General features: G+C 70.4%; 24 protein-coding genes and 1 pseudogene. 8 read left to right on the top strand and 17 right to left on the bottom strand.

Going from position 1 to position 25,069, the window contains the following annotated elements:
- Positions 1 to 58 precede the first annotated feature (58 nt).
- A complete protein-coding gene (locus ACGFU7_RS02810) occupies positions 59 to 961 on the top strand; it encodes a metallophosphoesterase family protein (RefSeq protein ID WP_393691605.1) in 903 nt (300 codons plus the stop codon).
- Here the strand turns inward: ACGFU7_RS02810 and ACGFU7_RS02805 are convergent.
- The 3 genes from ACGFU7_RS02805 to ACGFU7_RS02795 form a co-directional block, all read right to left on the bottom strand.
- Entirely contained in the window at positions 954 to 1,856 is a 903-nt protein-coding gene (locus ACGFU7_RS02805) for a glycosyltransferase family 2 protein (protein WP_393691603.1), read from the bottom strand. The genes ACGFU7_RS02810 and ACGFU7_RS02805 overlap by 8 nt on opposite strands.
- A 107-nt stretch (positions 1,857 to 1,963) precedes the next feature.
- Positions 1,964 to 2,353, bottom strand: a complete 390-nt coding sequence (locus ACGFU7_RS02800; protein WP_393691601.1) for a MazG-like family protein — start codon at positions 2,351 to 2,353, stop codon at positions 1,964 to 1,966.
- A gap of 113 nt (positions 2,354 to 2,466) precedes the next feature.
- The gene (locus ACGFU7_RS02795) at positions 2,467 to 3,129 is read right to left on the bottom strand and encodes a ScbR family autoregulator-binding transcription factor (RefSeq protein WP_393691599.1); all 663 of its coding nucleotides are present in this window, start codon (positions 3,127 to 3,129) and stop codon (positions 2,467 to 2,469) included.
- Between the two features lie 132 nt (positions 3,130 to 3,261).
- Here ACGFU7_RS02795 and ACGFU7_RS02790 point away from each other — a divergent pair, with 132 nt between their 5' ends.
- Positions 3,262 to 4,293 (top strand): ScbA/BarX family gamma-butyrolactone biosynthesis protein, encoded by a 1,032-nt coding sequence (locus tag ACGFU7_RS02790; protein WP_393691598.1) that lies wholly within the window; start codon positions 3,262 to 3,264, stop codon positions 4,291 to 4,293.
- Positions 4,290 to 5,231, top strand: a complete 942-nt coding sequence (locus ACGFU7_RS02785; RefSeq protein ID WP_393691596.1) for an NAD-dependent epimerase/dehydratase family protein — start codon at positions 4,290 to 4,292, stop codon at positions 5,229 to 5,231. The genes ACGFU7_RS02790 and ACGFU7_RS02785 overlap by 4 nt, the downstream gene beginning before the upstream one ends.
- 21 nt (positions 5,232 to 5,252) lie before the next feature.
- Here the strand turns inward: ACGFU7_RS02785 and ACGFU7_RS02780 are convergent, their stop codons facing one another.
- The 3 genes from ACGFU7_RS02780 to ACGFU7_RS02770 form a co-directional block, all read right to left on the bottom strand.
- Positions 5,253 to 6,149 (bottom strand): PhzF family phenazine biosynthesis protein, encoded by an 897-nt coding sequence (locus ACGFU7_RS02780; protein ID WP_393691594.1) that lies wholly within the window; start codon positions 6,147 to 6,149, stop codon positions 5,253 to 5,255.
- Positions 6,150 to 6,230: 81 nt separating this feature from the next.
- Entirely contained in the window at positions 6,231 to 6,698 is a 468-nt protein-coding gene (locus ACGFU7_RS02775; RefSeq protein WP_393691592.1) for a lamin tail domain-containing protein, read from the bottom strand.
- A gap of 146 nt (positions 6,699 to 6,844) precedes the next feature.
- Positions 6,845 to 7,618 (bottom strand): SDR family oxidoreductase, encoded by a 774-nt coding sequence (locus tag ACGFU7_RS02770; protein WP_393691590.1) that lies wholly within the window; start codon positions 7,616 to 7,618, stop codon positions 6,845 to 6,847.
- Between the two features lie 263 nt (positions 7,619 to 7,881).
- On the opposite strand from ACGFU7_RS02770, the gene ACGFU7_RS02765 reads away from it, so the two are divergent.
- The gene (locus ACGFU7_RS02765; RefSeq protein WP_393691588.1) at positions 7,882 to 9,510 is read left to right on the top strand and encodes an alkaline phosphatase D family protein; all 1,629 of its coding nucleotides are present in this window, start codon (positions 7,882 to 7,884) and stop codon (positions 9,508 to 9,510) included.
- Positions 9,511 to 9,532: 22 nt separating this feature from the next.
- Here the strand turns inward: ACGFU7_RS02765 and ACGFU7_RS02760 are convergent, their stop codons facing one another.
- Complete coding sequence (locus ACGFU7_RS02760; protein ID WP_393691586.1) at positions 9,533 to 10,537, bottom strand: Gfo/Idh/MocA family protein; 1,005 nt, start codon at positions 10,535 to 10,537, stop codon at positions 9,533 to 9,535.
- Positions 10,538 to 10,625: 88 nt separating this feature from the next.
- On the opposite strand from ACGFU7_RS02760, the gene ACGFU7_RS02755 reads away from it, so the two are divergent.
- Positions 10,626 to 11,972 (top strand): multidrug effflux MFS transporter, encoded by a 1,347-nt coding sequence (locus ACGFU7_RS02755; RefSeq protein ID WP_393691584.1) that lies wholly within the window; start codon positions 10,626 to 10,628, stop codon positions 11,970 to 11,972.
- 12 nt (positions 11,973 to 11,984) lie between these two features.
- Here the strand turns inward: ACGFU7_RS02755 and ACGFU7_RS02750 are convergent, their stop codons facing one another.
- Complete coding sequence (locus ACGFU7_RS02750; RefSeq protein WP_393691582.1) at positions 11,985 to 12,635, bottom strand: hypothetical protein; 651 nt, start codon at positions 12,633 to 12,635, stop codon at positions 11,985 to 11,987.
- A 73-nt stretch (positions 12,636 to 12,708) separates the two neighbouring features.
- A complete protein-coding gene (locus ACGFU7_RS02745) occupies positions 12,709 to 14,016 on the bottom strand; it encodes a hypothetical protein (RefSeq protein ID WP_393691580.1) in 1,308 nt (435 codons plus the stop codon).
- 164 nt (positions 14,017 to 14,180) lie between these two features.
- Here ACGFU7_RS02745 and ACGFU7_RS02740 point away from each other — a divergent pair, with 164 nt between their 5' ends.
- A complete protein-coding gene (locus ACGFU7_RS02740; RefSeq protein ID WP_393691578.1) occupies positions 14,181 to 15,191 on the top strand; it encodes a small ribosomal subunit Rsm22 family protein in 1,011 nt (336 codons plus the stop codon).
- Positions 15,192 to 15,221: 30 nt separating this feature from the next.
- Here ACGFU7_RS02740 and ddaH read toward each other — a convergent pair whose 3' ends face one another.
- A complete protein-coding gene (gene ddaH, locus ACGFU7_RS02735; protein WP_393691576.1) occupies positions 15,222 to 16,106 on the bottom strand; it encodes a dimethylargininase in 885 nt (294 codons plus the stop codon).
- Positions 16,107 to 16,206: 100 nt separating this feature from the next.
- Between ddaH and ACGFU7_RS02730 the strand changes: the two are divergent.
- Together ACGFU7_RS02730 and ACGFU7_RS02725 are read left to right on the top strand one after the other, a co-directional pair.
- Positions 16,207 to 16,565: pseudogene (locus tag ACGFU7_RS02730) on the top strand (helix-turn-helix domain-containing protein).
- A 143-nt stretch (positions 16,566 to 16,708) separates the two neighbouring features.
- Entirely contained in the window at positions 16,709 to 17,455 is a 747-nt protein-coding gene (locus ACGFU7_RS02725) for a bifunctional DNA primase/polymerase (RefSeq protein WP_393691574.1), read from the top strand.
- A gap of 62 nt (positions 17,456 to 17,517) precedes the next feature.
- On the opposite strand, the gene ACGFU7_RS02720 is transcribed toward ACGFU7_RS02725, so the two are convergent.
- The 7 genes from ACGFU7_RS02720 to ACGFU7_RS02690 all read right to left on the bottom strand — a co-directional run bounded on the left by ACGFU7_RS02720 (position 17,518) and on the right by ACGFU7_RS02690 (position 25,054).
- Positions 17,518 to 18,450 carry a hypothetical protein gene (locus ACGFU7_RS02720; RefSeq protein ID WP_393691572.1) on the bottom strand — a complete coding sequence of 311 codons (933 nt, stop codon included), beginning with the start codon at positions 18,448 to 18,450 and terminating at the stop codon, positions 17,518 to 17,520.
- Positions 18,383 to 19,354, bottom strand: a complete 972-nt coding sequence (efeU, locus tag ACGFU7_RS02715) for an iron uptake transporter permease EfeU (RefSeq protein ID WP_393691570.1) — start codon at positions 19,352 to 19,354, stop codon at positions 18,383 to 18,385. Before efeU ends, ACGFU7_RS02720 begins: the two co-directional genes overlap by 68 nt.
- 33 nt (positions 19,355 to 19,387) lie before the next feature.
- Complete coding sequence (efeB, locus tag ACGFU7_RS02710) at positions 19,388 to 20,683, bottom strand: iron uptake transporter deferrochelatase/peroxidase subunit (protein WP_393691568.1); 1,296 nt, start codon at positions 20,681 to 20,683, stop codon at positions 19,388 to 19,390.
- Positions 20,684 to 20,703: 20 nt separating this feature from the next.
- Positions 20,704 to 21,840 carry an iron uptake system protein EfeO gene (gene efeO / locus ACGFU7_RS02705; RefSeq protein ID WP_393691566.1) on the bottom strand — a complete coding sequence of 379 codons (1,137 nt, stop codon included), beginning with the start codon at positions 21,838 to 21,840 and terminating at the stop codon, positions 20,704 to 20,706.
- A 189-nt stretch (positions 21,841 to 22,029) separates the two neighbouring features.
- On the bottom strand, positions 22,030 to 22,869 hold the full coding sequence (locus ACGFU7_RS02700) for a heme ABC transporter ATP-binding protein (protein WP_393691564.1): 840 nt from the start codon (positions 22,867 to 22,869) through the stop codon (positions 22,030 to 22,032).
- On the bottom strand, positions 22,866 to 23,975 hold the full coding sequence (locus ACGFU7_RS02695) for a FecCD family ABC transporter permease (protein WP_393691562.1): 1,110 nt from the start codon (positions 23,973 to 23,975) through the stop codon (positions 22,866 to 22,868). The genes ACGFU7_RS02700 and ACGFU7_RS02695 overlap by 4 nt, the downstream gene beginning before the upstream one ends.
- Positions 23,972 to 25,054, bottom strand: coding sequence for a hemin ABC transporter substrate-binding protein (locus ACGFU7_RS02690; protein WP_393691560.1), 1,083 nt, complete (start codon positions 25,052 to 25,054; stop codon positions 23,972 to 23,974). Before ACGFU7_RS02690 ends, ACGFU7_RS02695 begins: the two co-directional genes overlap by 4 nt.
- Positions 25,055 to 25,069: the final 15 nt, after the last annotated feature.

Here is a 25,069-nt window from a genome sequence, read left to right as displayed (position 1 = left end):
TCATGGGAGACGATCTCGTTCAGTCCTTCCTTCAGTCCTTCCTCGGGAAAGGTTCTCCATGTCCGATCGCGCCTACGGAAACCGTGGGTCTCTGCTCGCGGTGAGCGACCTTCACGTCGGGATGGCGGACAACCGCCCCATCATCGAGTCCCTGCGGCCGGATTCGGACGAGGACTGGCTCATCGTCGCCGGTGATGTCGCGGAGCGGGCCGAGGACGTGGAGTGGGCGCTGCGGCTGCTCGCGGGCCGGTATTCGCGGGTGATCTGGACCCCCGGGAACCATGAGCTGTGGACGACCAAGCACGATCCGGTCCAACTGCGGGGCCAGGAACGCTACGAGCATCTGGTCGAGCTGTGCCGGGGCCTCGGGGTGTCCACTCCGGAGGACCCGTATCCGCTGTGGCCCGGCCCCGAAGGGCCGGTGGCCGTCGCGCCCGTGTTCCTGCTGTACGACTACAGCTTCCGGGCGCCGGGCACGACGACCAAGGAGGAGTCCTTGGCGTACGCGCACGAGACGGGGGTGGTCTGCACCGACGAGTTTCTGCTGCACCCCGACCCGTACCCGAGCCGTGACGCCTGGTGCCGGGCGCGGGTGGCGGAGACGGAGCGGCGTCTCGCCGCACACGATCCGGAGATTCCGCTGGTCATCGCCGGCCACTGGCCCCTGGTCCGCGAACCGATGGCCGTCCTGACGTATCCCGAGTTCGCCCAGTGGTGCGGCACGGAACTCACCGCCGACTGGCACCGGCGCTTCAATGTGGCGGCCGTGGTCTACGGACATCTGCACATCCCCCGTACGACCTGGTACGACGGGGTGCGCTTCGAGGAGGTCTCCATCGGTTACCCCAGGGAATGGCGCGCGCGGGGCCACCCCAAGGGGCTCCTGCGGCGAATCCTCCCGTACGACGACGGTGGTGGCGTCGGCCTCGGCGGACTCGACGCGCAGCAGCGGATCAGATGACCGGTGGCCGTCCCAGTTTCGTCATCCGCCACACCGTGCTCCACCGCATGGGCTGTCGCCGCCCGCACGGCGTACGGACCCCCTCGGCGAAGCCACCGGCCCAGGCGCGCAGCCCTGTCGCCGACCGGGTGCGGGCCACGGTGAGGAGGGTCCAGGTGCCCAGGTAGGCCGGGACCAGGGGGAGGGGCAGATGGCGGCGGGCCAGCCAGACCCGGTTGCGCGCCGTCATCCGGTAGTAGACGGAGTGCCTGGCCGGGGAGGTCTTGGGGTGCTGGAGCAGCAGATCGGGCTCGTACAGGATCTTCCAGCCCGCGTCGAGCGCCCGCCAGGACAGGTCCGTCTCCTCGTGAGTGAAGAAGAACTCCGCCGGCCAGGGCCCTGTCTGGGCGAGCATCTTCATGGAGAGGGCGTGACCGCCGCCCAGGAACGCGGTGACCGGGCCGCCCCGCATCGGGTCGGCGGCGCGCAGGCGCGGGACGTGGCGGCGCTGGGTCTCGCCGTGCTCGTCGGCGATCCGGAAGCCGACGATGCCGAGCCGCGGGTCGGCGGCGTACAGCTCCTGGACCTTGCGGAACACCCCGTCGTCGACCAGGAGTCCGTCGTCGTCGAGCTCGATGACGACATCGACATCGCCGAACTCCGCCAGCTTGCGCAGGGCGACGTTACGGCCACCGGGGCAGCCCAGGTTCTCGGCGAGTTCGATCGTGGTCACACCGCCGGACAGATCGGACAGACCCGGAAACGCGGTGAAGTCCGGGAGCGGTGAGCCGTTACCCACGACGACGAGCCGGGCGGGCCGGACGTCCTGTCCGGCGACCGAGGCCAGCAGGGCCTCGACCTGCTGCGGGCGATCGCCCATGGTGACGATGGATACGGCGATGCGCGGTTGGGACACGGTCGGCACTCCTGGTCTCGCTGCGGTGCCCGTGATCGTAGCCGCAACCCGTCGTCGCCCGATGTTCAGCGTCCCGTTGCTGCTGTGCCATGCCCCGTGGTTGTTCGTCAGGGTGAGGTGTCGGGGGTGTGCCGTACGGAGCCGGGCCGGCCGTGCGAACGTGCCGCGATGCGCCGCACATGCCCGTCGAAGGTGGCGGCCGCATCGGGGGTGAGGGTGCGCAGGGCGACCATCGCCGTCACGATGACGTCGCAGAGTTCGGCCTCCACGTCCTGCCAGGAGTGGGTGACTCCCTTGCGCGGGTTCTGGCCCGTGGCCCCGATGACGGCCTGGGCGACCTCGCCGACCTCCTCCGACAGTTTCAGCATCCGCAGCAGAAGATCCTGCTCGGGCGGAATGCCGGTCTCCGCATCGAGCCAGCCGCGCAGCTCGTCGATCGTCTTCCAGGTGTCGTGATGGGCGTCGTGATGGGTGTCGTGGCCACTGTGTCGGTCCATGGCGCTCACCCTGCCAGTCGTCACGGTCACGGTGGACACGGTGGCCCGCCTGCCGATCGACAACCTGGCGCACGCCGCGCTCGCGCCGGGCGTGGCCGACCGGACCCCATCCGTCAGCCGGTCGCGCCGGCCTGGCTGGGTACCGATCCGAGGGTGCTGATCAGGCGCTCGCCCCGGTCCTCGGCCATGTCGAGTGTGGCCAGCACGGCCGGGGTCGAGATGCTCGGCAGTACGTAATGCAGAAGGACCGAGATCCGTCGCCCCAAGTCCTCACGCTTGCACAGGGCTTGAGACATCACCTGAATGCCGGAGAAGGAGCCCGCCAGCATTTCGGCGGTCTCGCAGGGGTCGACGTGCGGCAGGAGTTCGCCCTGGTTCTTCGCGGCGGTCAGCAGATGTTCGAGCCGGTCTATCCAGGCGCGGAACGGGGTGCCCCGGTCGAGGCCTTCCACCGCCTGGTCCATGGCAAGTCCGACGCTGGCGCGTACCAGTGGCTCATGCCGGAGCCGGTGGGCGAGCAGCATGCCCTGATCGACCAGTTCCTGAAGTTTCGTCAGCTGGGCGGGAAGTGGATCGCTGTCCAGCTGTACGTCCATCACCCCGAGTGCCAGGTCTTCCTTCGAGGTGAAATGGAAGTAGAGGGCGCCCTTTGTCACTCCGGCCCGCGCGAGGATTTCGCTGATGGTGGCGCTGCTGTAGCCGCGTTCGTCGAAGACGGCGGCGGCCGCCACCAGGATTGACCGTCGAGTCTGGATCGCGCGCGCCTGCTGTGCCATCAGCTACGAGTCTCTCTCAGTCGTGGCGTGGTCAGCGCCACTGGGATAAGGCTGGATAGGAAAACCGGACTGTCAGTATCTTACTGCGAGGGCGGCCGCCCTCCCGGTATGGATCCTCTGGGAGGAAATTTCATGGTTCAGCTCACCTCGCACAGCGCTTCGGTGTCCGCCGAGGACGCCGGCGCCGCCGAATTCACCGAAACCCCCGGAGCGGACGAGGCGGCACCGAGGGGCAGACATGGTGAGGCGGACTTTCCGAGACACCTGGTCCACCGGTCCGATGCCGAGGATGTCTTTCCCACCGGCTGGACCCCGCAGACCGACACCCAGTTCTCGGTATCGGCCCGTTGGCCGCAGGAGCACCGCTTCTTCGCCCCCGTGTCGGGCCGTTACCAGGATCCGCTGCTGATTGCGGAAACCATGCGGCAGACGACGATGCTCCTGGGGCATGCGGCGTTCGGCGTCCCGGTCGGGGACCAGTTCGTGATGTGGGAGCTGGCGTACGTCTCCGAGCCCGATCAGCTGCTCCTGGGCGAGGCGCCCTGGGACATCACGGTGGATGTGTCCTGCTCCCTGATCCGGCGGCGCGGCCGGAGCATCGGCTCCATGCACGTCGAGCTGCTCCTGCACCGCCTCGGCACCGTCCTCGCCAGCGGCGGAGGACGTATCAGCTGCACGTCGGCCAAGGTGTACGACAGGATGCGGGGCGACCGGCAGGACGTGATCGGTGCCCCGATACCCCTCCTGCCCGCCGTCGCACCGGCCGAGGTGGGCAGGACCGATGAACGCGATGTCGTACTGGCGCCGGGGCCGCGGCGGAACGTCTGGCAGCTGCGGCTCGACACCAGGCATCCGACGCTGTTCGCCCGGCCCAACGACCATGTGCCGGGCATTCTGCTGCTGGAGGCGGCCCGTCAGGCGGCCGTCGCCGTCACCCCCGGCCATGACTTCCTCCCGGCGTCGGTGAAGACCGACTTCCTCCGGTACGTGGAACTCGACCGCCCCTGCTGGATCGAGGCCCGGTCCGTCCCGGCCGGCGACCGCACGACGACCGAGGTGCACGTCTCGGCGACACAGGACGGCGAGCCGGTCTTCACCTGTGTCCTCGGCTCCCCGGGGAATCAGGGGAGCCGGCCGGACGACCGGCAGAATGAACAGTCATGACACTGCGCATACTCATCACCGGCGCGACCGGCTTCATCGGCAGCCACGTGGTGGCCGCGGCCCGCACCACCCCCGGCCTCCGGCTGCGTCTGATGACCCACCGGACCGCACTCACCGCATCCGCAACGGCAGGCGCCGGGCCCGGCGTCGAGACGGTGTACGGGGATCTCGCCGACCCGGCAACGCTGCGCGGCAGCTGTGAGGGCATCGACGCGGTGATCCACTGCGCCTCCCAAATCGGTGGCGACGAACCGGCCGCCCGGTCCGTAAATGATCACGGAACTCGCGCCCTGGCCGAAGAGGCGGCCCGCTGCGGGATCACCCGGATCGTCTACCTGAGCACGGCATCCGTCTACGGCCGGGGCCCGTTCACCCGACTGCGGCCCGGACAGGCCGAGCCGGACCCGGCCTCGGCCACCAGCCTGACCCGCGCCGCCGCCGAGCAGCACGTCCTCGCGGCCGGCGGCGTCGTCGTGCGTCCGCACATCGTGTACGGGGCCGGGGACCGATGGGCCGTGCCCGGACTGGTCGGACTGGTCCGGCAGCTTTCGGCCGGACTGACCGGGTGCGAGGCGCGGCACTCGATGATCGACGTACAGACGCTGGGGCGGGCGCTGCTGGGCGCGGCGCTGTCCCCGAAGGAGCCGGCCGGGGTCTACCACGTCAACCATCCCGAACCGGTGAGCTGTTCGCAGCTGCTGTCCACGGTCGTCGATGAGCTGCGGCTGCCCTGGGGAGCCGCGGGCATCGATGTGGACACGGCCCGTGAACGGCTCGCCGGCGTCCCGTACGCGCTGCACCACCTCGGCATGCTCGCCGTGGACCACTGGTTCACCGACGAACGGGTCGGCCAGGACTTCGACTGGGAGCCGGGCGACGGGTTCGCGGCCGCGTTCGCCCGGCACGCGCCGTGGTACCGCCGGCACCTCAGCGGCTGACGGCGCCGCGGCGCCCCCTCGTCAGGCCTTGATCCGGGTACCCGTACCGCTCACCCGCACCCGCGTGTCGCCCGCCCGCAGTTCGACCGTGAGCGTGCCGGGGCGGCCCATGTCCTCGCCCTGGTGGAGGGTGAGGACCGCGGTGTCCGGGACGAGGCCCAGGGCGCGCACATAGGCGCCGAAGGCGGCCGCCGCCGCGCCCGTGGCGGGGTCCTCGACCACGCCGCCGACCGGGAACGGGTCACGGACATGGAAGACGGCCGGCGCCGCGCGCCAGACCAGCTGCAGGGTCGTCAGGTCCAGCCGGTGCATGAGGGCTTCGAGCCGCGCGAAGTCGTACGACAGATCGGCGAGCCGCTCACGGGTCGCGGCGGCCAGCACCAGGTGGCGGGCGCCCGCGTAGGCGATCCGGGGCGGCAGAGCAGGGTCGAGATCGGCGGCCGGCCAGTCCAGGGCGGCGAGCGCCTCCGCCAGGTCGTCCGGGGCGATGTCCATGACGTCCGGTTCGACGCTGGTGAGCGTGGCGCGGAGTTCGCCGCCCTCCCGGGTGACGGTGACCGGGACCGTACCCGCGGCGGTGCTGAACACCAGATCGCCGGGGCCGTCGCGCTCGGCGAGTGCGAGGGCCGTCGCCACGGTGGCGTGGCCGCAGAACGGGACTTCGGCCTTCGGGCTGAAGTAGCGGATCGTGTATCCCCGGGCGGCCGACGGCCCGTCGTCGCCCGGCCTTTCGTCGCCCGGCTCGTCCCGCCCGGTCAGAAAGGCCGATTCGCTGTAACCCAGCTCCGCCGCGACGGCGAGCATCGCCGCGTCGTCGAGACCGGACGCATCAAGGACGACGCCTGCCGGATTGCCGCCCTCCGGGTCGGCGGAGAAGGCGGTGTAGCGCAGGATCTCGGTACCTGAATTCTGGCTCATGCCGCAGGTCAACCCTGCCGCGGCCCGGGGCATTCCCGGTCCGGCCGACCGGATGGCCGCCCCGGGCCGCGGTTGCCCGGCTCAGTGGCAGTTCTTGGTGCCCTTGCTCGACTTCGTCCAGGAGCAGGAGTCCTGGAGCTTGCCGCTCGGCTTGATCAGCCGGGCCTTGTCGCCGGTGTTGTTCCAGACGTACGAACCGCGGTTCCAGTAGACGTGGCCCGAGGCGTTCTTGCCCTTGCCCGTGTGGACCTTGACGGTCTTGCCCGCGCCGATGGTGTAGCTGCCGAAGGTGTACGTGTACCCGGTGTTGTCCTTGAGCTTGTACCCCTTGAGCTGCAGCTTCGACTTGCCGTTGTTGTGGATGTCCACCCACTCGGCGTTGAGGGACGCCTTGGTGCGGGTGTCCTTGCCGGGGCTGTCGTACTGGATCTTGCCGAGGTGCAGCCCGCCCTGGTGCGAGGCGGCCGAGGCCGGGGCCGTGACGAGCAGTGAGCCGGCCAGGGCGGTGGCGGCGGCCAGGGCGAGCGGTGCGGCGGTGCGTATGTGCATGCTGTGATCCTTGCGTGGAGTTCTGGTGAAGAGCTGTGAGCATAAGGGCAGCGCACGCCGACCCGGACAGGAGGTGCGCATTCCGGCCAGGGTGTGGTCATTCGGGTGGCAACCGCCCACGTCGGGCGGCCGGTTCGGGCGGCCCGTCAGCCGCGGCCCACGTACGGCATCGCCGTCGCCAGGACCGTCGCGAACTGCATGTTCGCCTCCAGGGGCAGCTCCGCCATATGGAGCACCGTCCGGGCCACGTCCGCCGCCGACATCACCGGCTCCACCGCCAGTTCACCATTGGCCTGAAGGGTGCCGGTCTGCATCCGCTCCGTCATGTCCGTGGACGCGTTGCCGATGTCGATCTGCCCGCAGGCGATCCGGTACGGACGGCCGTCCAGCGACAGCGACTTCGTCAGGCCCGTCATGGCGTGCTTGGTCGCGGTGTAGGCGACCGAGTGCGGGCGCGGTGCGTGAGCGGAGATCGAGCCGTTGTTGATGATCCGGCCGCCCTGCGGGTCCTGCGCCTTCATCAGCCGGTACGCCGCCTGCGCGCACAGGAACGCGCCCGTCACATTCACGTCCACCACCGAGCGCCAGTCCTCCACCGAGAGCTCCTCGACCGGGACGGAGCGCGGGCCGAACGTACCCGCGTTGTTGAAGAGCAGATCGAGGCGGCCGAAGCGCTCCCGTACCGAGGAGAAGAGCGCGTCCACGTCCTCGGGGCGTGACACATCGGTGGGGACGGTGATCACCCGGGCGTTCTCCCCGGCCAGCGCGGCGGTCTCGGCGAGGGGTTCCGGGCGCCGGCCCGCGAGCGCCACCGACCAGCCGGCGCCGGTCAGGGCGAGAGCCACCGCGCGGCCGATTCCGGAGCCCGCGCCCGTCACGACCGCCGTCTTCGGGCCGGAGTTCAACAGTTTGTTGCTCATGACGCCGCAGCGTACGCCTTCCCGTTCTGCGGGCCGCGTGGGGCCACATGGGGTCAAGGAGGCGTGCGGGACGGCGGGTTCGCCCTCCGGACGGCCGAAAATGATGATCATGGTCTCCGTCGCGTATGCGCACTTTGCCCCCGTGAACCCATTCCTGCCGCAATCCTCATCCGCGCGACGCCCGAGCGACGCGAACACGACAGCCGCTCGATGCGCCGGCCCGGTGCACTTATCGAGTACACCACCAGCCAGGGGAGGGACAGATGACGCACTCATCGCACCAGCAGGAGATGCGCGACGCCGCCAGGCATGTCGGACGCCGCCGCTTCCTCACCGTCACCGGTGCCGCTGCCGCGCTCGCTTTCTCGGTCAATCTGCCGGCCGCGGGCACCGCGAGCGCCGCCGAGATGAGCGGCCGGAAGATCGGCGAGGACCCGTTCACCCTCGGCGTCGCCTCCGGCGACCCGCAGCCCGACTCGGTCCTGTTGTGGACGAGACTCGCACCCCGCCCGTACGAGACCGGCAGCGGACTGCCCCAGGCCCGTGTCGAGGTGAGCTGGGAACTCGCCCACGACGAGCGCTTCTCCCGCATCGTCCGGCGCGGATCGGCCACCGCCCACCCGGAGTTCAACCACAGCGTCCACGTCGAGATCAAGGGCCTCGAAGCGGACCACGTCTTCTACTACCGCTTCCGCGCCGGGAAGTGGATCAGCCAGGTCGGCCGGACCCGCACCGCCCCCGCCCGGCACGCCCGCAACAGCGCCATGACCCTCGCCGCCGTCTCCTGCCAGGCCTACCACGACGGCTACTTCACCGCGTACAGCCACCTCGCGCAGGAGGACGTCGATGTCGTCTTCCACCTCGGCGACTACCTCTACGAGTACGCCGTCAACGCGGCCGGCGGAGCCCGTAACTACACCGACCGCAAGCTCCCCGCCCACTTCAACAGGGAGACCGTCACGCTGGAGGACTACCGGCTGCGGTACGCCCTCTACAAGTCCGACCCCGATCTGCGCGCCGCCCATGCCGCGCACCCCTTCGTCGTCACCTGGGACGACCACGAGACCGAGAACAACTACGCGGGCGACACCCCCGAGAACGACGTACCGCCGGAGGAGTTCCTGCTGCGGCGCGCCGCCGCGTACCGCGCGTACTGGGAGAACCAGCCGCTGCGCACCCCGCAGCGGCCGACCGGACCCGACATGAAGCTCTACCGGCGCCTGCAGTTCGGCCGGCTCGCCCAGTTCGACATCCTCGACACCCGCCAGTACCGCAGCGACCAGGCGTACGGGGACGGCTGGCAGAAGCCCGGACCGGAGTCCGAGGACCCCTCGCGCACCCTGACCGGCGCCACCCAGGAACGCTGGCTGCTCGACGGCTGGCACGCCTCGAAGGCCACCTGGAACGTCGTACCGCAGCAGGTCACCTTCGCCCAGCGGCGCGACGTGCCGACCGACGCCTTCAAGTTGTCCATGGATGCGTGGGACGGCTACCCGGCCTCCCGGGACCGGATCCTGAAGGGCGCGGAGGCCGCCGGGATCGACAACCTGATGGTGCTGACCGGCGATGTGCACGTCGGCTACGGCTTCGACCTGAAGAAGGACTTCGCCGACCCGTCGTCCCGCACGCTCGGCACGGAGATCGTCGCCACGTCCATCACCAGCGGCAAGGACGGCTCCGACAAGCCGGCCAGCTGGAACAACCAGATGCAGGCCAACCCGCACATGAAGTTCTTCAACGGACGGCGCGGGTACGCGGTCGTCACGCTGGGCCAGGAGCAGGCGCGCGCCGACTTCCGCACGGTGTCGGCCGTCACCACGCCCGGTGCACCCGTGAAGACGGCCGGATCGTTCGTCACGGAGGTGGGGAACCAGGGCCTCACGCCCGCGTAAGGCCCTTCGCGAACGATCCCGGTCAGCCGAGGCCGTCGGCCGGGTAGCGGACGCCGATGCGGTCACGTACCGCGTCGAGCGTCCGCATCACGGCGAGGGAACCGTCCAGCGGCACCAGCGGCGACTCCGTCTCGCCCGCCCGCAGCGCCCGCGCCACCTCGGCCTGCTCGAACTGCATCCCGCTCAGCCCCTCGCCCGCCGCCCCCGCGGTGAACTCCTCCGGCTCGTGTCCCTCCCGGTGCAGCACGAACCGCTCCGGGTAGAAGAAGCCGCGCGGGAAGTCGATCCGCCCCTTCGTGCCCGTGACCGAGGCGGTCAGCGGCGTGTCCGCGACGAGCGAACAGTTCAGCAGCGCCGAGGCTCCCGCCTGGGACCAGCTCAGCAGCATCGCGGTGTTCAGATCGACGCCCTCGGGGGAGAGCAGCGCGTCGGCCTGCACCCGGTCCGGCTCGCCCAGCAGCAGATGCGCGAACGACACCGGATAGACCCCGAGGTCCAGCAGCGCGCCGCCGCCCAGTGCCGGGTCGCGCAGCCGGTGTCCGGGACCGAAAGGACCCGCGAGCCCGAAGTCGGCCTGCACGGTGCGGATATCGCCGATGGCGCCGTCGCGCACCAGCTCCGTCATGCGCCGGATGACCGGGTTGCAGTACGTCCACATGGCCTCCATCAGGAAGAGGCCGCGGTCCCGGGCGAGCTTCACCAGCTCGTCCGCCTCCCGCGCGTTGAGCGTGAACGCCTTCTCGCACAGCACGTGCTTTCCGGCCTTCAGACAGAGCGCGGCCGCCTCCCGGTGCGCCGAGTGCGGCGTCGCGACGTACACCACATCGACCTCGTCGTCGGCGGCCAGATCGGCCCAGCTGCCGTACGCCCGGGGTATCCCGAACCGCTGTGCGAACGCCTTCGCCGAGGCGTCCGTACGGGATGCGACGGCCACCACCTCCGCGTCCGGCATCGACCGCAGGTCCTCGGTGAACGTCGCGGCGATACCGCCGGTCGCCAGGACGCCCCAACGCACAGTCCCGCTCATGCCTGTCATGCCCGCTCCCCAAAAAAGGTCTCGACCAGCCCCGCTGAGCTGAGAGCATAGATGCGGATTCAACGACATGGAGATGAGAATGCCGGAGAGCGGCGCAAGCCGGGCCCAGCAGGAACGTACACACATATCGACCACCGGGACCCGGGCCGCACAGTCCGCGGCCACCGGCACACCTCCCGGAACAGCCACCGGCACACCTCCCGGAGATCCGGCCGCCATCGACGCGGCCCGGCGCACCGGACTCCTCGTCACCCTGGTTCTCGGCGGCCTCACGGCACTGCCGCCGCTCTCCATGGACATGTACCTCCCGGCCCTGCCCGCCGTCACCGAGTCCCTGCACGCCCCCGCCGCGACCGTCCAGCTCACCCTCACCGCCTGCCTCACCGGCATGGCGCTCGGGCAGGTCGTCGTCGGACCGATGAGCGACCGGTGGGGGAGGCGCAGGCCGCTGCTCCTCGGCATGGTCATCTATGTCGTCGCCACCGCGATCTGTGTCTTCGCCCCCACCACGGAACTCCTCATCGCCTTCCGCCTCCTGCAGGGTCTGGCCGGTGCGGCGGGGATCGTCATCGCCCGTGCCGTGGTGCGCGACATGTACGACGGCATCGAGATGGCCAGGTTCTTCTCCACCCTGATGCTGATCTCCGGCGTCGCACCGGTCGTCGCGCCGCTGATCGGCGGACAGGTGCTGCGGTTCACCGACTGGCGGGGGATCTTCGCCGTCCTCACCGTCGTCGGCGTGGTGCTCACCCTGGTCGTCTGGAAGTGGCTGCACGAGACCCTGCCGCCGCAGGACCGGCACACCGGCGGCATCGGCGACGCGCTGCGCACCATGCGCGGGCTGCTCGCCGACCGGGTCTTCACCGGCTACATGATCGCGGGCAGCCTCGCCTTCGCGGCCCTCTTCTCGTACGTGAGCGCCTCGCCGTTCGTCGTGCAGGAGATCTACGGGGCCTCGCCGCAGACGTTCAGCCTGCTCTTCGGCATCAACTCGGTCGGCCTGATCGCCGTGGGACAGATCAACGGCAAGGTGCTGGTCGGCCGGATCAGCCTGGACAAGGCGCTCGGCTTCGGGCTGTCGGTCATCGTGCTGGCCGCGGCCGCGCTGCTGCTGATGACGTCCGGGGTCTTCGGGGACGTGGGGCTGGTCCCGGTGGCCAGCGGGCTCTTCGTGCTGATGTCGGCGATGGGGCTCGCGATGCCGAACACGAACGCGCAGGCCCTGATGCGTACGAAGCACGCCGCCGGGTCCGCCTCCGCGCTGCTCGGCACGTCGTCGTTCCTGATCGGTGCCGTCGCCTCGCCGCTCGTCGGGATCGCGGGCGAGGGGACGGCCGTTCCGATGGCTGTCGTGCAGCTGGTGTGCGCGGTGGGCGCGATGGCCTGCTTCCTGGGGTTGTGCCGGCCCTGGCAGCGGAATTCGTAACGGGGACCGGTTTCAGCCCCAGGTCTCGCCACTGATCAGGTCCGGCCCGAGGTGGCGGGAGACGACGGAGGCGAGCGCCGGTACCGCGCCTTCCTCCGATGCGTGCTTGAAGGTGTGGACCACACAGGTCTGCACCGGGTGCATCGGCCCGCCGGGGAATCCGCAGTCGTTGGCTGACAGGGGCCGGTCCTGGGGGTGTGCCAGGGCGAAGCAGACCAGCATCGTGCGGTGGTCCTCGTACCGGAAGTGATCGGCGATCGCCCGGTTGCCGAAGTCCATGCAGTCGAACGCGACGGCGACGTCCTCGCTGCCGTACGGAGCCGCCCGGAGGGCCGGCAGCACGTCGAGGACCGCGTCGCCGGCGGCGAGCAGCCGGGCCTCCTCGTGGGAGTCGCCCCAGGGCGGCGGGTCGTCGTCCCGCAGGTCTTCGGGACGTTCGTCGGAGCACAGCACCGTACCGACGGGAGGCCGGTCCCAGCGCGCCTGCCCGCTGACACTTCCCCAGTTGAGGCTGGCGTTGACGCACAGCTTTCCCGCAACGAGCGCCCACGGCGTCCGGACCAGACGCTCACGCGCCAGCTCGACCACGAAGCGGCCGAAGGCCTCCGGCGGAAGCAGAGCCGGCTGCGCGGGCGCGATGAAGGCGTCGGTCCAGATTCCCATGCCCTGTTGTAACAGCGGGGTCCGGTGCGGCGCGAGCGTGTTTCCGCAGGCCCGGTCGGACCGAGTGGCACGCCTAGTTCGCGCTCGGATAGCCGATCAGATGCGGGCGGTCCTTCTCGTCCGTCCAGCGGAACAGGCCGACGCCGTCCGACGTCACCGCGCCCGGAATCAGCTGGTTCGAGGGCAGGGCGCCCGTCGTGCCGCTCCTGATCGCCACCGCGACGGGGGTGCCGCCACCGGCCAGTACGTCCGCCGCGTTGCGTGCGTTCGCCGCGCCGTACGCGATGCCCTCGTCGTTCACGGACGCGAGCGTCAGCGGCTTCGTGCCGTCCGTCCCCTCGAAGCAGAACCCCCGCTTCGTCAACAGGTCGAAGGCGAGCGGCCCGGCCACCAGGAAGTTGCCCGAGGGGGCGGCGATGAGCTGCGGGTACTGCCCCGGCTTGATCGCAGGCTTGCTGCACTCCACCGAGGCGAGGGGCTTGCCCGTCTCCATGTCCTGGACCGTCCACAGGTCATGGGTGGTGGCGCGCTTCGCCCCCTTCGCGAGCTGCCACTTCGCCAGTACCAGGCCCGGGATCACCGATGTCGGGATTCCGCTGAGCCGGTCGGTGCCCTTGGGGGCGACATTGCGGCTGAACCAGCCGCCCTGCACCCAGAATTCCTTGGCCCCGCTGACCAGCAGGCCCTTCTTCGTCAGCCCGCGTACCTCGGTGAGCTGCTTGCAGGTCGTGCAGCCCTTCGGGTACTTGAGCGCGGGGGCGGTGATCTCCGACACCCGGCCGGTCACCGGGTCGACCACCGCGCTGTTCGTCCGGCCGTCGCTGATGAGGATGCCGGGGCCGGTGGTGGTGACCGTGGGTACGGAGTTCCACGGCACCTCGATGCGCCGCCGGGAGCCGTCCTGCACGTCGTAGACATCCAGCGAGACGATCGTGTCGGCGGGGGTCAGCGCGTTCTCGCCGACCTTCCCGTACGACCACGTCACGAAGTACTCGTGGTCGTCCACGGTGACCGGGAGGAGCCTCGGGAAGTGCTGCGGGGACGGGGGCCGCCAGCTCTCCCCGTGCCAGCCGGCCTCCCCGGTCTCCGAGTCGATGGTCCTCAGCTGGTACTTGGTGTCCGAGATCCGCACGAGGTAGGCGAGGCTGCCCGTCGTCCGGGAGAGCGCGTAGTCGGGCGAGGTGCCGATGAGCTCCCAGCCGTGCTCCGTCGCGAACACGGAGGGGACGGTGAGCTGTGTCACCGGGGCCGTACTCGCCTTGACCTGCTTCTTCGGCTTGTCGGAGCTCTTCTCGCCGCTGCCGCAGGTGGCGAGCAGAAGAAGCATGGCCAGCACGAGCACTCCGCCGACCAGAACCAGGCGCACGATCTTCTGTCTCATGGTTTCCCTCGATGGGCGATCCCGACCTCGCGCCGGTCAGCGTAGCAACTGGCGCAGGTGTCGCGGCAGTTCGCATGCGCTGCTGTTTGCTGCCGGTGCCGGCCCGGTGCCGGTGTCGGCACCGGGCCGGAAGCGGGCCGGCCGCCTCCGCCTACAATTTGTCGGTGAACGCCACCCTCCCCACCGCGGAAGCCCTGCGCACGGCGCTGGCCGGACTGCTCGACGGGCTGCCGCCCAAGCAGGCCGCCCAGGCCGTCGACCGGCTCATCGCCAACTACCGGGGGACCACCCCCACGGATGCCCCGGTGCTCCGCGACCGTTCCGACGTCGCCGCGTACGCCGCCTACCGGATGCCCGCGACTTTCGAAGCGGTACGGTCCGCGATCGCCGCGCTCCAGGAGGCCGCCCCGGACTGGGCGCCCGCCACGCACACCGACATCGGCGGCGGCACCGGAGCGGCGAGCTGGGCCGTGGCTGGGGCCTGGGAGGGGCCGAGGACGATCGTCCTGGACTGGGCCGAGCCCGCACTCGCCCTCGGCCGGGAGCTGGCCGCGATCTCCGGCATCCCCGCCCTGCGCGCCGCCGAGTGGCGCCGGGCCCGGATCGGCGCGGGCCTCGAACTCGCCCCCACGGACCTGATCACCGTCTCCTACGTACTCAAGGAGCTGACGGAGGACGCCCGCGCCGGCCTCGTCGACACCGCGGCCGCCGCCGCACAGGCGGTCGTGGTCGTCGAGCCGGGCACCCCCGACGGCTACGCCCGGATCATCGAGGCCCGCGACCGGCTGATCGCCGCCGGGCTGAAGGTCGCCGCGCCCTGCCCGCACAACGACGCCTGCCCCATCGAGCCGGGCACGGACTGGTGCCACTTCTCGGCCAGGGTCAGCCGCTCCTCGCTGCACCGGCAGGTCAAGGGCGGCTCGCTGCCGTACGAGGACGAGAAGTTCAGCTATGTCGTGGCGACCCGCTTCGAGACGGAACCCGTCCGGGCGCGCGTCACCCGCAAGCCGCAGATCCGCAAGGGGCAGGTGCTGCTGGACCTGTGCACCCGTGACGAGGCCCTGCAGCGCTCCACGGTCACCAAGCGGCACGGCGCGCTGTACCGGGCCGCCCGGGACACCGCGTGGGGCGACGAGTGGCCGCCGCCCCACACTTCGAGCCCGTCCGGAGACTGAGGACAGAGCGGCTGCCGGAGGCCCCCCGGGCTACCCGCGCAGCTCCTGCGTGCAGCACTTCACACTGCCGCCGCCCTTCAGCAGCTCGCCCAGATCCATCGGCACCGGCTCGAAGCCGCGCGCCCGCAACGGATCGAAGAGCCCCGTGGCGGCCTGCGGCAGCAGCACATGGCGCCCGTCGCTCACCGCGTTCAGGCCGAGCGCCGCCGCGTCCGCCTGCTCGGCGATCAGCGCGTCGGGGAAGAGCCGCGCCAGCACCGAACGGCTGCCCGGCGAGAAGGCGCCCGGGTAGTACATGATCTCGTCGCCCGCGCTGTCGAGCACGGACAGGGCCGTGTCCAGGTGGTAGTAGCGCGGGTCGACCAGATCGAGCCCGATCACCGGGCGCCCGAAGAACTCCTGCGCCTCGTCGTGCGAGAGCGGACTGGACCGGAAGCCCCGCCCGGCCAGGATGTACGACGCGGTGACCGCGAAGTCGCCCTCGCCCTCGTTGACGTGGTCCGGTTCATGGATCTCGGTGAAACCGTTGTCCCGGAACCACTCGCGATGGGCCCCGGCCTCCTCGTACCGCTCCTGGTACGCGAACCGGGCGCCGAGCACCCGGCCGTCGACGACGGTGGCGCCATTGGCGGCGAAGACCATGTCGGGCAGCCCGGGGCGGGGGGTGAGCAGCTCCACGGTGTGTCCGAGGGCGCGGTAACGGTCGCGCAGGTCCTCCCACTGGGTCTGGGCCAGGGGGAGATCCACGGGCTTGCTGGGGTCCATCCAGGGGTTGATGGAGTACGTCACCCTGAAGTGGGCCGGAGCGCACATCAGGTAACGGCGGGGTGTGGCTTCACGAGGCAATGAAGGCTCCTCACGAAAAGCAGGGGTCGCCTGCCGGGGGACATCGCACGGGTGTGTGCGTGAGCCCATGGTCCACTTTCCGGGGCCCGCGCGCAGTGATCCGATCGGGTGGTTTCGCACGGTGATGAGACGACACGTATCGACTCGTGCGGCTGCTGGATTTACCGGCATGGTAGAGAACCGGCCACCCGATTCCAGCCGTCGCAGCGAGCTCTCCCGCCGAGCGGTCCACGACGCGGCGCTCGGCCCGGCCGGTGAGGTGGGTTACCCCAGGACCACCATCGAGGCCATCGCCGCGCGGGCCGGCGTCGGGAAGCAGGCGATCTATCGGTGGTGGCTCTCCAGGGCGGCCGCCCTCCCGGAGATCTTCGTCGCTCTCGGTGACCGGACCGCCGCGCGCCGACATCGACCCGCGGATTGCCCTGGAGCTTCTCGTGGGCCCTTTGGCTGCCGCGTACCCTCCCGCTCACCCATGCGTACGCGGGCGCGATCGTCGACTGCACCCTGCGCGGGCTGTCGCACCCTTGAGACGCACCCGTCATTTCATGACAAGAAATGGCATAGTGCCCAGCTCATGGCATCGTCCCCCGTACCCCGCTTCGGGACTCTGGCCACCCGAGGCGCAGGATGGTGGGACCATGGGCAGGGGCAACGCTGAGGTAAGGGGATAGATGGGCGCCGATTTCGGCCGTTATCGCGGCTCAGAGAGCAAATTTTCCCAATGGCTTCGCCGCCGACCCAAACCGCAGCAGAACGAGGTCGACGACACCGCCCGGGAGGCGCTGCTCCTCGCTGTCGCCGAGGCCGGAATGCCGATCGCGCCCGCCGCCCATCCGGTCGGCTACCGATGTTCGTGCGAACGCATCGGCTGCCCCACCCCCGCCCGGCATCCCATCTCCTTCGCCTGGCAGACGCAGTCCACCACCGACCGCGCCCAGATCGAGCGCTGGGCCGGCAGTCAGCCGCAGGCCAACTTCATCACGGCGACCGGCATGATCCACGACGTTCTCGACGTGCCCCTGTCCGCGGGCAGCCAGGCGCTGGAACGGCTCCTCGCCGCAGGCATCGACGTCGGCCCCGTCGCCCGCTCCGGCGACGACCGGATGCTCTTCTTCACCGCCACCCGCGGTACGCCCGAGGACGAGGACGAGTGGTGGCCGTGCGAGCTGGACTGCCACCCCGAGACCATGGACGAGCATCCGGGACTGCGGTGGCACTGCCGCGGCAGCTACGTGCTCCTGCCGCCGGCCAGGCTGCCCGGTGAGGTGGATGTGCAGTGGGTGCGGGGTCCGGAGAACCCGCTGCCCGATCCGCTGACGCTGCTGGAGACGCTCACCGATGCGTGTGCGCAGTACGCGGACGCGGCGGACCAGAGCGATCTGGACCATGACTCGGTGGCGTGGCCGCTGAGCCGCTAGCGGAATGACCGGGGCCGTCCGGTGGCCGCTCTGTCCTCACACACCGGACGGGCTTGATCCGGTCACGACCCCTTCGCCGCCGTCAGGCCCGGCAGCCGGTTCAGCATGACCACCTTGCCGTCCCCCGCGCCCTTCTTCGGGACGTACACCAGCTGGCTGGAGACCCGCTCCTTGGTGAGGGTGGACTTCACCTCACCGGTCAGCAGCGCCTCCACATCCGCGTTGAGCGGCGGCCGCAGCCCCTTCGCCGCGGTCTGCCGTTCGAAGTGCTTGCTGCTGAAGAAGACCAGCGCCCCGCCGTCGTCCGTCTTCAGGCCGAGCGGGGCGAACGTATCGTTGTCCAGCGGCTGGTCGATGTACTGGTACGAGAAGCCCGCCCGCCGGGTGGTGCGGCGCGCCTCCCGCCAGCCCGACGTGGCGGTGCCGGGGGCGAAGACGTCCGGGGCGCCCTTCTGCAGGTACCCCGTGTACTGGGTGCCCAAGTCCTCCGGCGCCACGGCCAGTTCGGTGCTGTCCGCGGCCACCGCCTCGGCCAGGCCGTCGCTGTCCTTCGCGAAGCCGGGCAGCCGGGACGGTGTGACGACCGACAGATAGGAGGCCTTCCACCCCGCGTCCGGCCCGGACTTGACGAAGACGAGCAGCCAGCGGGTGTCCAGCTTTCCGCTGTCCTCGTCGCGGTTGGAGTCGGTGTCCGCGAGGAACCAGCGGGGCCAGCCGGCCTTCTTCGGGATGAGATACGTGGCGTCGGTCAGCTCCAACGGCGTGTGGTTCGTGTTGCCGTCCGGATTGTTCTTCTGCCGCGCCTTCAGCCCGGCCTGGTTGATCGCGCCGAGCGGGCCCGTGACCCGGTCCGCGTCCAGAGCCGGGTCGTAGGCCTTGTCCGCCGCGTTGTACGCGGTGGTGAAGTCGGCAAGGGCCCGTGCGGCCTCAGACTTCGTTGCTCCCGGCACCACTTCCAGCTCGCCGTGCACCGTCACGCACCCGCTCGCCGTCATGGACAGCACCGTCGCCGTCGCGAGCCCCGTCGCCAGCCGAATCGGCCTCAGGCTTCTCATCCGTTGCTTTCCGCGCCTTCTGATCCGTCGCCCCCACTGACCGTCCGAACCCTACCGGGGCGAGGAACAGTGCGAGAGTGGGGATCAGATACAGCGCCCACACCGTGATCTGAAGAACGGTCGGGTCGGGCTGGAAGTTGAATGTGCCCTTCAGTAGCGTGCCGTACCAGCTGTCCGGCGGAATCGTGGCGCTGATGTCGAACGCCTGGTTGTGGATACCGCCCAGGAACTCGGCTTCCTGCAGGTCATGGACGCCGTACGCGAGCACGCCCGCGGCGACGACCACCAGCATGCCGCCGGTCCAGGTGAAGAACTTCGCCAGATTGATCTTCAGCGCACCACGGTAGAACAGCCAGCCCAGTACGACGGCGGCCGCGATACCGAGGAACGCGCCGATCATCGGGTGCCAGCCGTCGTCCGCCGCATGCACCGCACGCCACACGAACAGCGAGGTCTCCAGGCCCTCCCGGCCCACCGCGAGGAGCGCCGTGGCGACCAGTGCGCCGGTGCCCATCGCGAGTGCCGCATCGAGCTTGCCGTGCAGCTCCGCCTTCAGATGCCGGGCGGTGCGCCGCATCCAGAAGACCATCCAGGTGACCAGACCGACCGAGACGATCGACAGCGAGCCGCCGAGCGCCTCCTGGGCCTTGAACGTCATCTCCTGCGAACCGAATTCGAGGCCGGCACCGAACGCCAGGCTGACGACGATCGCGATCCCGACACCGACCCAGATCGGCACCAGCTTGTTCTTGTTGCCGGTCTTCACCAGGTAGGCGATCAGGATGCAGACGACCAGGCTGGCCTCAAGCCCTTCGCGCAGGCCGATCAGGAAGTTGCTGAACACGTTTCGGTTCTCCTTTTTCCGCTTCGAGTCCCGTTACGAGAACAGCGCCCGGCCCCACCAGTCGTCCTTGTCACGGACGCCCGGCGGGACGGCGAAGTGCGCCGAACCCACGTGCTGGATGTACTCGTTGAGTGCGTCGTGCGCCGCGAGGCGGCGCTGCAGCGGGATGAAGGCCTTGCGGACATCGCGCTGGTAGGCGAGGAAGAACAGCCCGGCGTCGAGCCGGCCGAGGCCGTCCGTACCGTCGGTGAAGGAGTAGCCGCGGCGCAGAATCGTCGCACCGTCGTTGCTGTCCGGGTGGGCGAGCCGCACATGGGCGGTCGGCAGCATCGCCTTCAGGAACGGCTCGTCGCGCTCCTTGGACTTGCCGACCGGGGCGCCCTCGCCCTTGTCCCGGCCGAAGACGTCCTCCTGCTCCTGGAGTCCGGTCCGGTCCCAGGTCTCGATGTGCATCCGGATGCGCCGGGCCACCAGGTACGAGCCCCCGGTCATCCAGCCCGCCTTGTCCTTCTCGCCGACCCAGACATGCTTGTCCAGGGCGGCGGTGTCGGTACCGGCGATGTTCCGGGTGCCGTCCTTGAAGCCCATCATGTTGCGCGGCGTCTGGGCGTCGGGCGTCGTCGAGGACGTCTTGCCGAAGCCCAGCTGGGACCAGCGGATCGCGGTGCGGCCCATGCCGATCCTGGCGAGGTTGCGGATGGCGTGCACCGCGACCTGCGGGTCGTCCGCACACGCCTGGACGCAGAGATCGCCGCTGCTGCGGGCCGCGTCGAGGTTGTCGCCGGGGAACTTCGGCAGATCGACGAGCGCCTCGGGACGCTTGTCCTCCAGGCCGAACCGGCTCTTGGCGAAGAGCGAGGGGCCGAAGCCGATGGTGAGCGTGAGCCGGGACGGCTTGAGCCCCAGCGCCTCGCCCGTGTCGTCCGGCGGGGCCTCGGCGAGACCGCCGTACGCACCGTCGCCGACCGCGTGACCGGCCGTCATCCGCTCGGCCGCCCGCGTCCACTCCTTGAGCAGCGCGATCAGCTCGGCGCGGTCCTTCGTCGTCACGTCGAACGCGGCGAAGTGCAGCCTGTCCTGTACGGCGGTGGCGATGCCGGCCTGGTGCGCACCGTGGAACGGCACGGCCGCACCGCTGTCCGCGGCCGGCACCGCGTCGCTCTCCGTACGCACCGCGGCGACCGCGCCACCGGCCGCGACCGCGCCCAGCGCGAGACCGGCGCCGCCCCAGCCGAGCAGCGCCCGGCGGGACGGGGCACGGCCACCGGTCTCGGCGGCAGTTGCCTCGGCGGCGTCGCCCACGGCGGTGTTCTGCGTCTCCTCGGACATGGCCGGAGCCTCCCCGCTCGTCACTTCGTCACCGCGGCGGCGAGCTTGGACAGCGGCTCTGCCAGCGCGTTGACCGCGTCCGACAGTTCCTTGCGGTCTGCCTTGCCGACCTTCTCGTACGAGGTGAACTCGTAGGAGGTCTTGTCCTTGCGGTACTTGTCCAGCAGCGTGTTCAGCGCCGCGAACTGCTTGTCCAGGGACGCCGTCAGTGCCGCGTCGTTCTTCGAGGCGATCGGCTTCAGCAGCTCGTAGGACTTCTCCGCGCCCTCGACGTTGCCCTTGAAGTCGATCAGGTCGGTGTGGCTGTAGCGCTCTTCCTCGCCGGTGACCTTGCCGGTCGCGACCTCGTCGAGGAGTTCCTTGGCGCCGTTGGCCATCGAGGTCGGGGTGATCTCCGCCGTGCCGACCCGCTTCTGCCAGTCGAGCAGGTCCTTGTAGAGGACCGGGGCGAGGGCCTTCTCCTCGGCGCCCAGCTTCTTGTCCTGCCACAGCGCCTTCTCCAGGCGGTGCCAGCCGGTCCACTTCTGGCCGTCCTCCAGGCCGTCCTCGCGGATGTCGACCTTCGGGTCGATGTCGCCGAAGGACTCGGCGACCGGCTCGGTGCGCTCCCAGCCGATGCGGGAGTCGGCGTACGCCTTCTTCGCGGCCTCGATGTCACCCGCGGCGACGGCGTCCGTGAAGGCCTTGGCCTTCGGCAGCGTCTCGTCGGCCTGGGCCTGCACATAGGTGCGGTAGCCAACGACGGCCTTGTCCATCTCGGGGCTGCGCTTGGCCGCGTTGGCGCCGGTGACCTCGATCTTCTGCCGGATGCCGTTGCCCTTCATGCCGGGCTTGCAGGCGATCTCGTACGAACCGGCCTTGATCTCGGCCGTGATGTTGGCCTTGGTGCCGGGGCCGATGTTCTCGCGCTCGGCGACGATGCGGTCGTCCGGGAACAGGACGTAGACCTCGGTGACCTTCGAGCCCTTGTTCTGCACGGCCAGTTCGATGTGGCCGGCCGGCAGCTTCTTCTTCGACACCTCGCAGGAGTCGTCCTTCGCGACGACCTGTACGGCGCCGTCGCCCTTGCCGTCACTCTTCTCGGCACAGCCCGTGACAGCGGTCAGGGCGGCCACGGTCGCGGCAGCGGTGACGACGGAGAAACGAACGGCTCGCATGCGGGCTCCACAAGATGAAGGAGAAAGAAAGGAGAAGATCGGACGAAGGCAGGTGAGGCGAACCTAACTTAACCGAGGCTTACCTGACCGATACCCCCTCGTGCAGTGATTCAGCTCTCATCCGCGTGATGCGGGAACAAGACGATCACGGGCGGCTCATGGGCGGCCCATGGGAGGGTCAAGCAATGGTCAAGCGGTCCTTGTCGGTACGACGAGGGGCGCCCCGGTCCGCGGATGCGGGAACACCTCGACCGGCTGCCGGTAGACCTCGCCGAGCAGTTCGCCCGTGAACACCTCGGTGGGCGGGCCCGCCACCGCGATCCGCCCGTCGTGCAGCACGGCCGCCCGGTCCGCGTACGCCGCGGCCAGCCCCAGATCGTGCAGCACGACGACGACCGCGTCACCGGCGGCGGCCCGCTCCCGGCAGATCCGCAGCACCAGTTCCTGATGGCGCAGATCGAGCGCGGCGGTCGGCTCGTCCAGCAGCAGCAGCGGGGCGCGCTGCGCAAGCACCCTGGCCAGCGCGACCCGGGCCCGCTCGCCGCCGGACAGCGCGGAGAAGGGGCGCCCGGCGAACTCGGTCACCTCGGTGGCCGCCATCGCGGCGGCGACCGCCGGATCGTCCTCGTCCGCCCGCTCCGTCCCGGCCCACGGCGCCCGCCCCATCCGTACGACGTCCTCCACCGGGAACGGGAACGACAGCGCGGCGGACTGCGGCAGCACGGCCCGGCGCAGGGCCAGTTCGGGAGCCGACCAGTCGGTGACCGGGCGCCCGTCGATCCGTATCTCACCGCTCTCGGCGGGCAGATCGGCGGCCAGCGCCGCCAGCAGGGTCGACTTCCCGGCCCCGTTGGGCCCGACGAGCGCCAGCACCTCGCCCGCATGCGCGGTCAGTTCGATGGAGTCGAGCACCGGCCGCTGCCCCAGCCGCACCCGCAGCCCGCGCGCCTCGGCGACGGGGGAGCCGGGGGAGACGGGAGAGGGCAGCTGCCGGCCCCGTACCCGGAACGGGTTCCTCAAGGCCTTCATGCCCAACCACCTTGCTTACGACGGGTCCTGCGCAGCAGCCAGAAGAAGAACGGGCTGCCGAAGAGCGCGGTCAGCACACCGAGCGGCAGCTCGGCGGGAGCAGCGACGGTACGGGCCGCGAGATCGCCCGCCACCAGCACCAGGGCGCCGCCGAGCGCGCTGGCGGGGACGAGAAAGCGATGCCCGGGACCGTTCGCCATCCGCAGCAGATGCGGAACCAGCAGCCCCACGAACGAGATGATCCCGGCAACCGCCACCGCGGCCGCAGTCAGCAGTGCAACGACAAGGACGAGCACGATCCGCAGCCGTTCGACATCGACCCCCAGATGCCGGGCGGGCCGCTCGCCCAGTGCGAGGAGGTCCAGCTTTTGGGCGTAGAACGGCGCGACGAGCAGCCCGAGCGCCGCACACGGCAGCACGGCGAGCACCTTGGGCCAGGTCGCCTGGGCCAGCGAGCCCAGCTGCCAGAAGGTGATCTGCGAGATCTGCGCGTTGTCGGCGAAGAAGATGAACAGCCCGATCAGCGCGCCCGCGAAGGCGTTGACCGCGATCCCGGTGAGGATCAGTGTCACGACCTCGGTCCGCCCGCCCGACCGCGACAGCGCGTACACCAGCAGAACGGTCGCGAGCCCGGCGACGAACGCGCAGACGGTGATGGTCCAGTTGCCGAAGAAATTCAGCCCGAGTGCGATCGAGGCGACCGCGCCGACCGCCGCACCCGAGGAGATCCCGATCACCCCGGGCTCGGCGAGCGGGTTGCCGAACACGCCCTGCATCAGGGCGCCCGCGCAGCCCAGCGAAGCCCCGACGAGCAGGGCGAGGACGACCCTCGGCAGCCGTACGTTCCACAGCACGCTCTCACCGACCCGGTCCAGCGCGGCCCCACCGAGACCGAGCCGGTGCTGGACGGAGCCGAGGACATCGCCGAGCGGGATGCTGTACGCGCCGAGCCCGGCGGAGAGCAGACAGCACACCACGAGGGCGGCGAGCAGCCCTGCGGTCAGTACGAAGCCGGCGGAGCGCCGGGGCTTCGCTGCCGTCGGCGGCTGAGGCTCCGGTTTCCTGGGGGTGCTCGGCCGCGTGCGTTCCTCGTACGGGGCGGTCACTTGGCCGCCCCGTCCTTCGGGTAGAGCTGCGCGACCAGTTCGCTCAGCACCCGGTCCGTGCGCGGCCCGTAGTTCAGCAGCACGCCGTCGTCGATGGAGACGATCCGCCGGTCCATCCCGGCCGGGGTCTCGGCGACGCCCGGGATCTTCACCAGACCGTCGACGCCGCCCACCGATTCGAGCCCCTTGCTCATCACCAGGATGGCGTCGGGGGCGGCCTTGGCGAGGGCCTCGCTGGTGATGGCGGTGAAGTCCTTCTTCAGCCCGGACGCCTTGCCCGCGTCGACGGCTCCCGCCGCTTCGAGGAGCGAACTCGCGCCGGACTCCCGGCCGCCCAGCAGATGGACGGAGGCCGAGCCGCGCAGATAGAGGAAGGCGACCCGGGGCTTCTTCTGCCCGTCCGCCGGGGCGGGCACGGACTTCTGTACGGCGTCGATACGGGTCCGGGTGCGCGCATTCAGTTCGGTGCCCGAGTCCGGCACGCCCAGGGCCGCTGCCACGGTGTCGATCCGGCGGCCGACATCGGCGAGTTCCTTGGCCGGTTCGACGACGACGAGCGGAATGCCGGCATCGCGGATCTGGTCGATGGCCTCCGCGGGGCCGGTCGTGGTGTCCGCGAGGACGACGGTCGGCTTCAGCGACAGCACGCTCTCCGCCGAGACGTCATGGGCGCGGGTCACCACCGGGAGTTTCGCCGCCTGTTCGAAGGTGGCGGTGATGTCACGGGCCACGACCTGCCTGCCGAGGCCGAGCGTGAAGACGATCTCGCTCAGGCTGCCGGTCAGCGGGACGATGCGGTCCGTCGAGGAGACGGTGACCTCGGCGCCGTCCGCCGACTTCACCGTGACCGGCAACTGCGGCTTCGGCACGGTGGCCAGTGGCTGGACCCGGTCGGCCGGGGCGCTCTTGGATCCGGCGGCGGGAGTCCCCGTATCCGCACCGCCGCCGCAGCCCGTCAGGGCGAGGGCCAGGGCGACGACGGCCGTCAGCGCGCCCAGCGGTCCACGGGTCCTGACCGGCCCGCGCCCTGGCCGCCGGGCGGTCAGGACCGGCGGGGCGAAGTCCTGCGAGAAGCGCACTGGGGCACCGTCCTG

The sequence above is a fragment of the Streptomyces sp. NPDC048473 genome, assembly GCF_043200155.1.
Classification (GTDB): domain Bacteria; phylum Actinomycetota; class Actinomycetes; order Streptomycetales; family Streptomycetaceae; genus Streptomyces.
Note: the sequence above shows the minus strand (reverse complement) of the source record. Positions and strands in the feature narration are given on the sequence as shown.

Excerpts from the sequence above, each read along its gene's own strand:
- ACGFU7_RS02810 (WP_393691605.1), top strand. The coding sequence starts at position 59 with ATGTCCGATCGCGCCTACGGAAACCGTGGGTCTCTGCTCGCGGTGAGC.
- ACGFU7_RS02800 (WP_393691601.1), bottom strand. The coding sequence starts at position 2,353 with ATGGACCGACACAGTGGCCACGACACCCATCACGACGCCCATCACGAC.
- ACGFU7_RS02795 (WP_393691599.1), bottom strand. The coding sequence starts at position 3,129 with ATGGCACAGCAGGCGCGCGCGATCCAGACTCGACGGTCAATCCTGGTG.
- ACGFU7_RS02790 (WP_393691598.1), top strand. The coding sequence starts at position 3,262 with ATGGTTCAGCTCACCTCGCACAGCGCTTCGGTGTCCGCCGAGGACGCC.
- ACGFU7_RS02785 (WP_393691596.1), top strand. The coding sequence starts at position 4,290 with ATGACACTGCGCATACTCATCACCGGCGCGACCGGCTTCATCGGCAGC.
- ACGFU7_RS02780 (WP_393691594.1), bottom strand. The coding sequence starts at position 6,149 with ATGAGCCAGAATTCAGGTACCGAGATCCTGCGCTACACCGCCTTCTCC.
- ACGFU7_RS02775 (WP_393691592.1), bottom strand. The coding sequence starts at position 6,698 with ATGCACATACGCACCGCCGCACCGCTCGCCCTGGCCGCCGCCACCGCC.
- ACGFU7_RS02770 (WP_393691590.1), bottom strand. The coding sequence starts at position 7,618 with ATGAGCAACAAACTGTTGAACTCCGGCCCGAAGACGGCGGTCGTGACG.
- ACGFU7_RS02765 (WP_393691588.1), top strand. The coding sequence starts at position 7,882 with ATGACGCACTCATCGCACCAGCAGGAGATGCGCGACGCCGCCAGGCAT.
- ACGFU7_RS02760 (WP_393691586.1), bottom strand. The coding sequence starts at position 10,537 with ATGAGCGGGACTGTGCGTTGGGGCGTCCTGGCGACCGGCGGTATCGCC.
- ACGFU7_RS02755 (WP_393691584.1), top strand. The coding sequence starts at position 10,626 with ATGCCGGAGAGCGGCGCAAGCCGGGCCCAGCAGGAACGTACACACATA.
- ACGFU7_RS02750 (WP_393691582.1), bottom strand. The coding sequence starts at position 12,635 with ATGGGAATCTGGACCGACGCCTTCATCGCGCCCGCGCAGCCGGCTCTG.
- ACGFU7_RS02745 (WP_393691580.1), bottom strand. The coding sequence starts at position 14,016 with ATGAGACAGAAGATCGTGCGCCTGGTTCTGGTCGGCGGAGTGCTCGTG.
- ddaH (WP_393691576.1), bottom strand. The coding sequence starts at position 16,106 with ATGGGCTCACGCACACACCCGTGCGATGTCCCCCGGCAGGCGACCCCT.
- ACGFU7_RS02725 (WP_393691574.1), top strand. The coding sequence starts at position 16,709 with ATGGGCGCCGATTTCGGCCGTTATCGCGGCTCAGAGAGCAAATTTTCC.
- ACGFU7_RS02720 (WP_393691572.1), bottom strand. The coding sequence starts at position 18,450 with ATGACGGCGAGCGGGTGCGTGACGGTGCACGGCGAGCTGGAAGTGGTG.
- efeB (WP_393691568.1), bottom strand. The coding sequence starts at position 20,683 with ATGTCCGAGGAGACGCAGAACACCGCCGTGGGCGACGCCGCCGAGGCA.
- efeO (WP_393691566.1), bottom strand. The coding sequence starts at position 21,840 with ATGCGAGCCGTTCGTTTCTCCGTCGTCACCGCTGCCGCGACCGTGGCC.
- ACGFU7_RS02700 (WP_393691564.1), bottom strand. The coding sequence starts at position 22,869 with ATGAAGGCCTTGAGGAACCCGTTCCGGGTACGGGGCCGGCAGCTGCCC.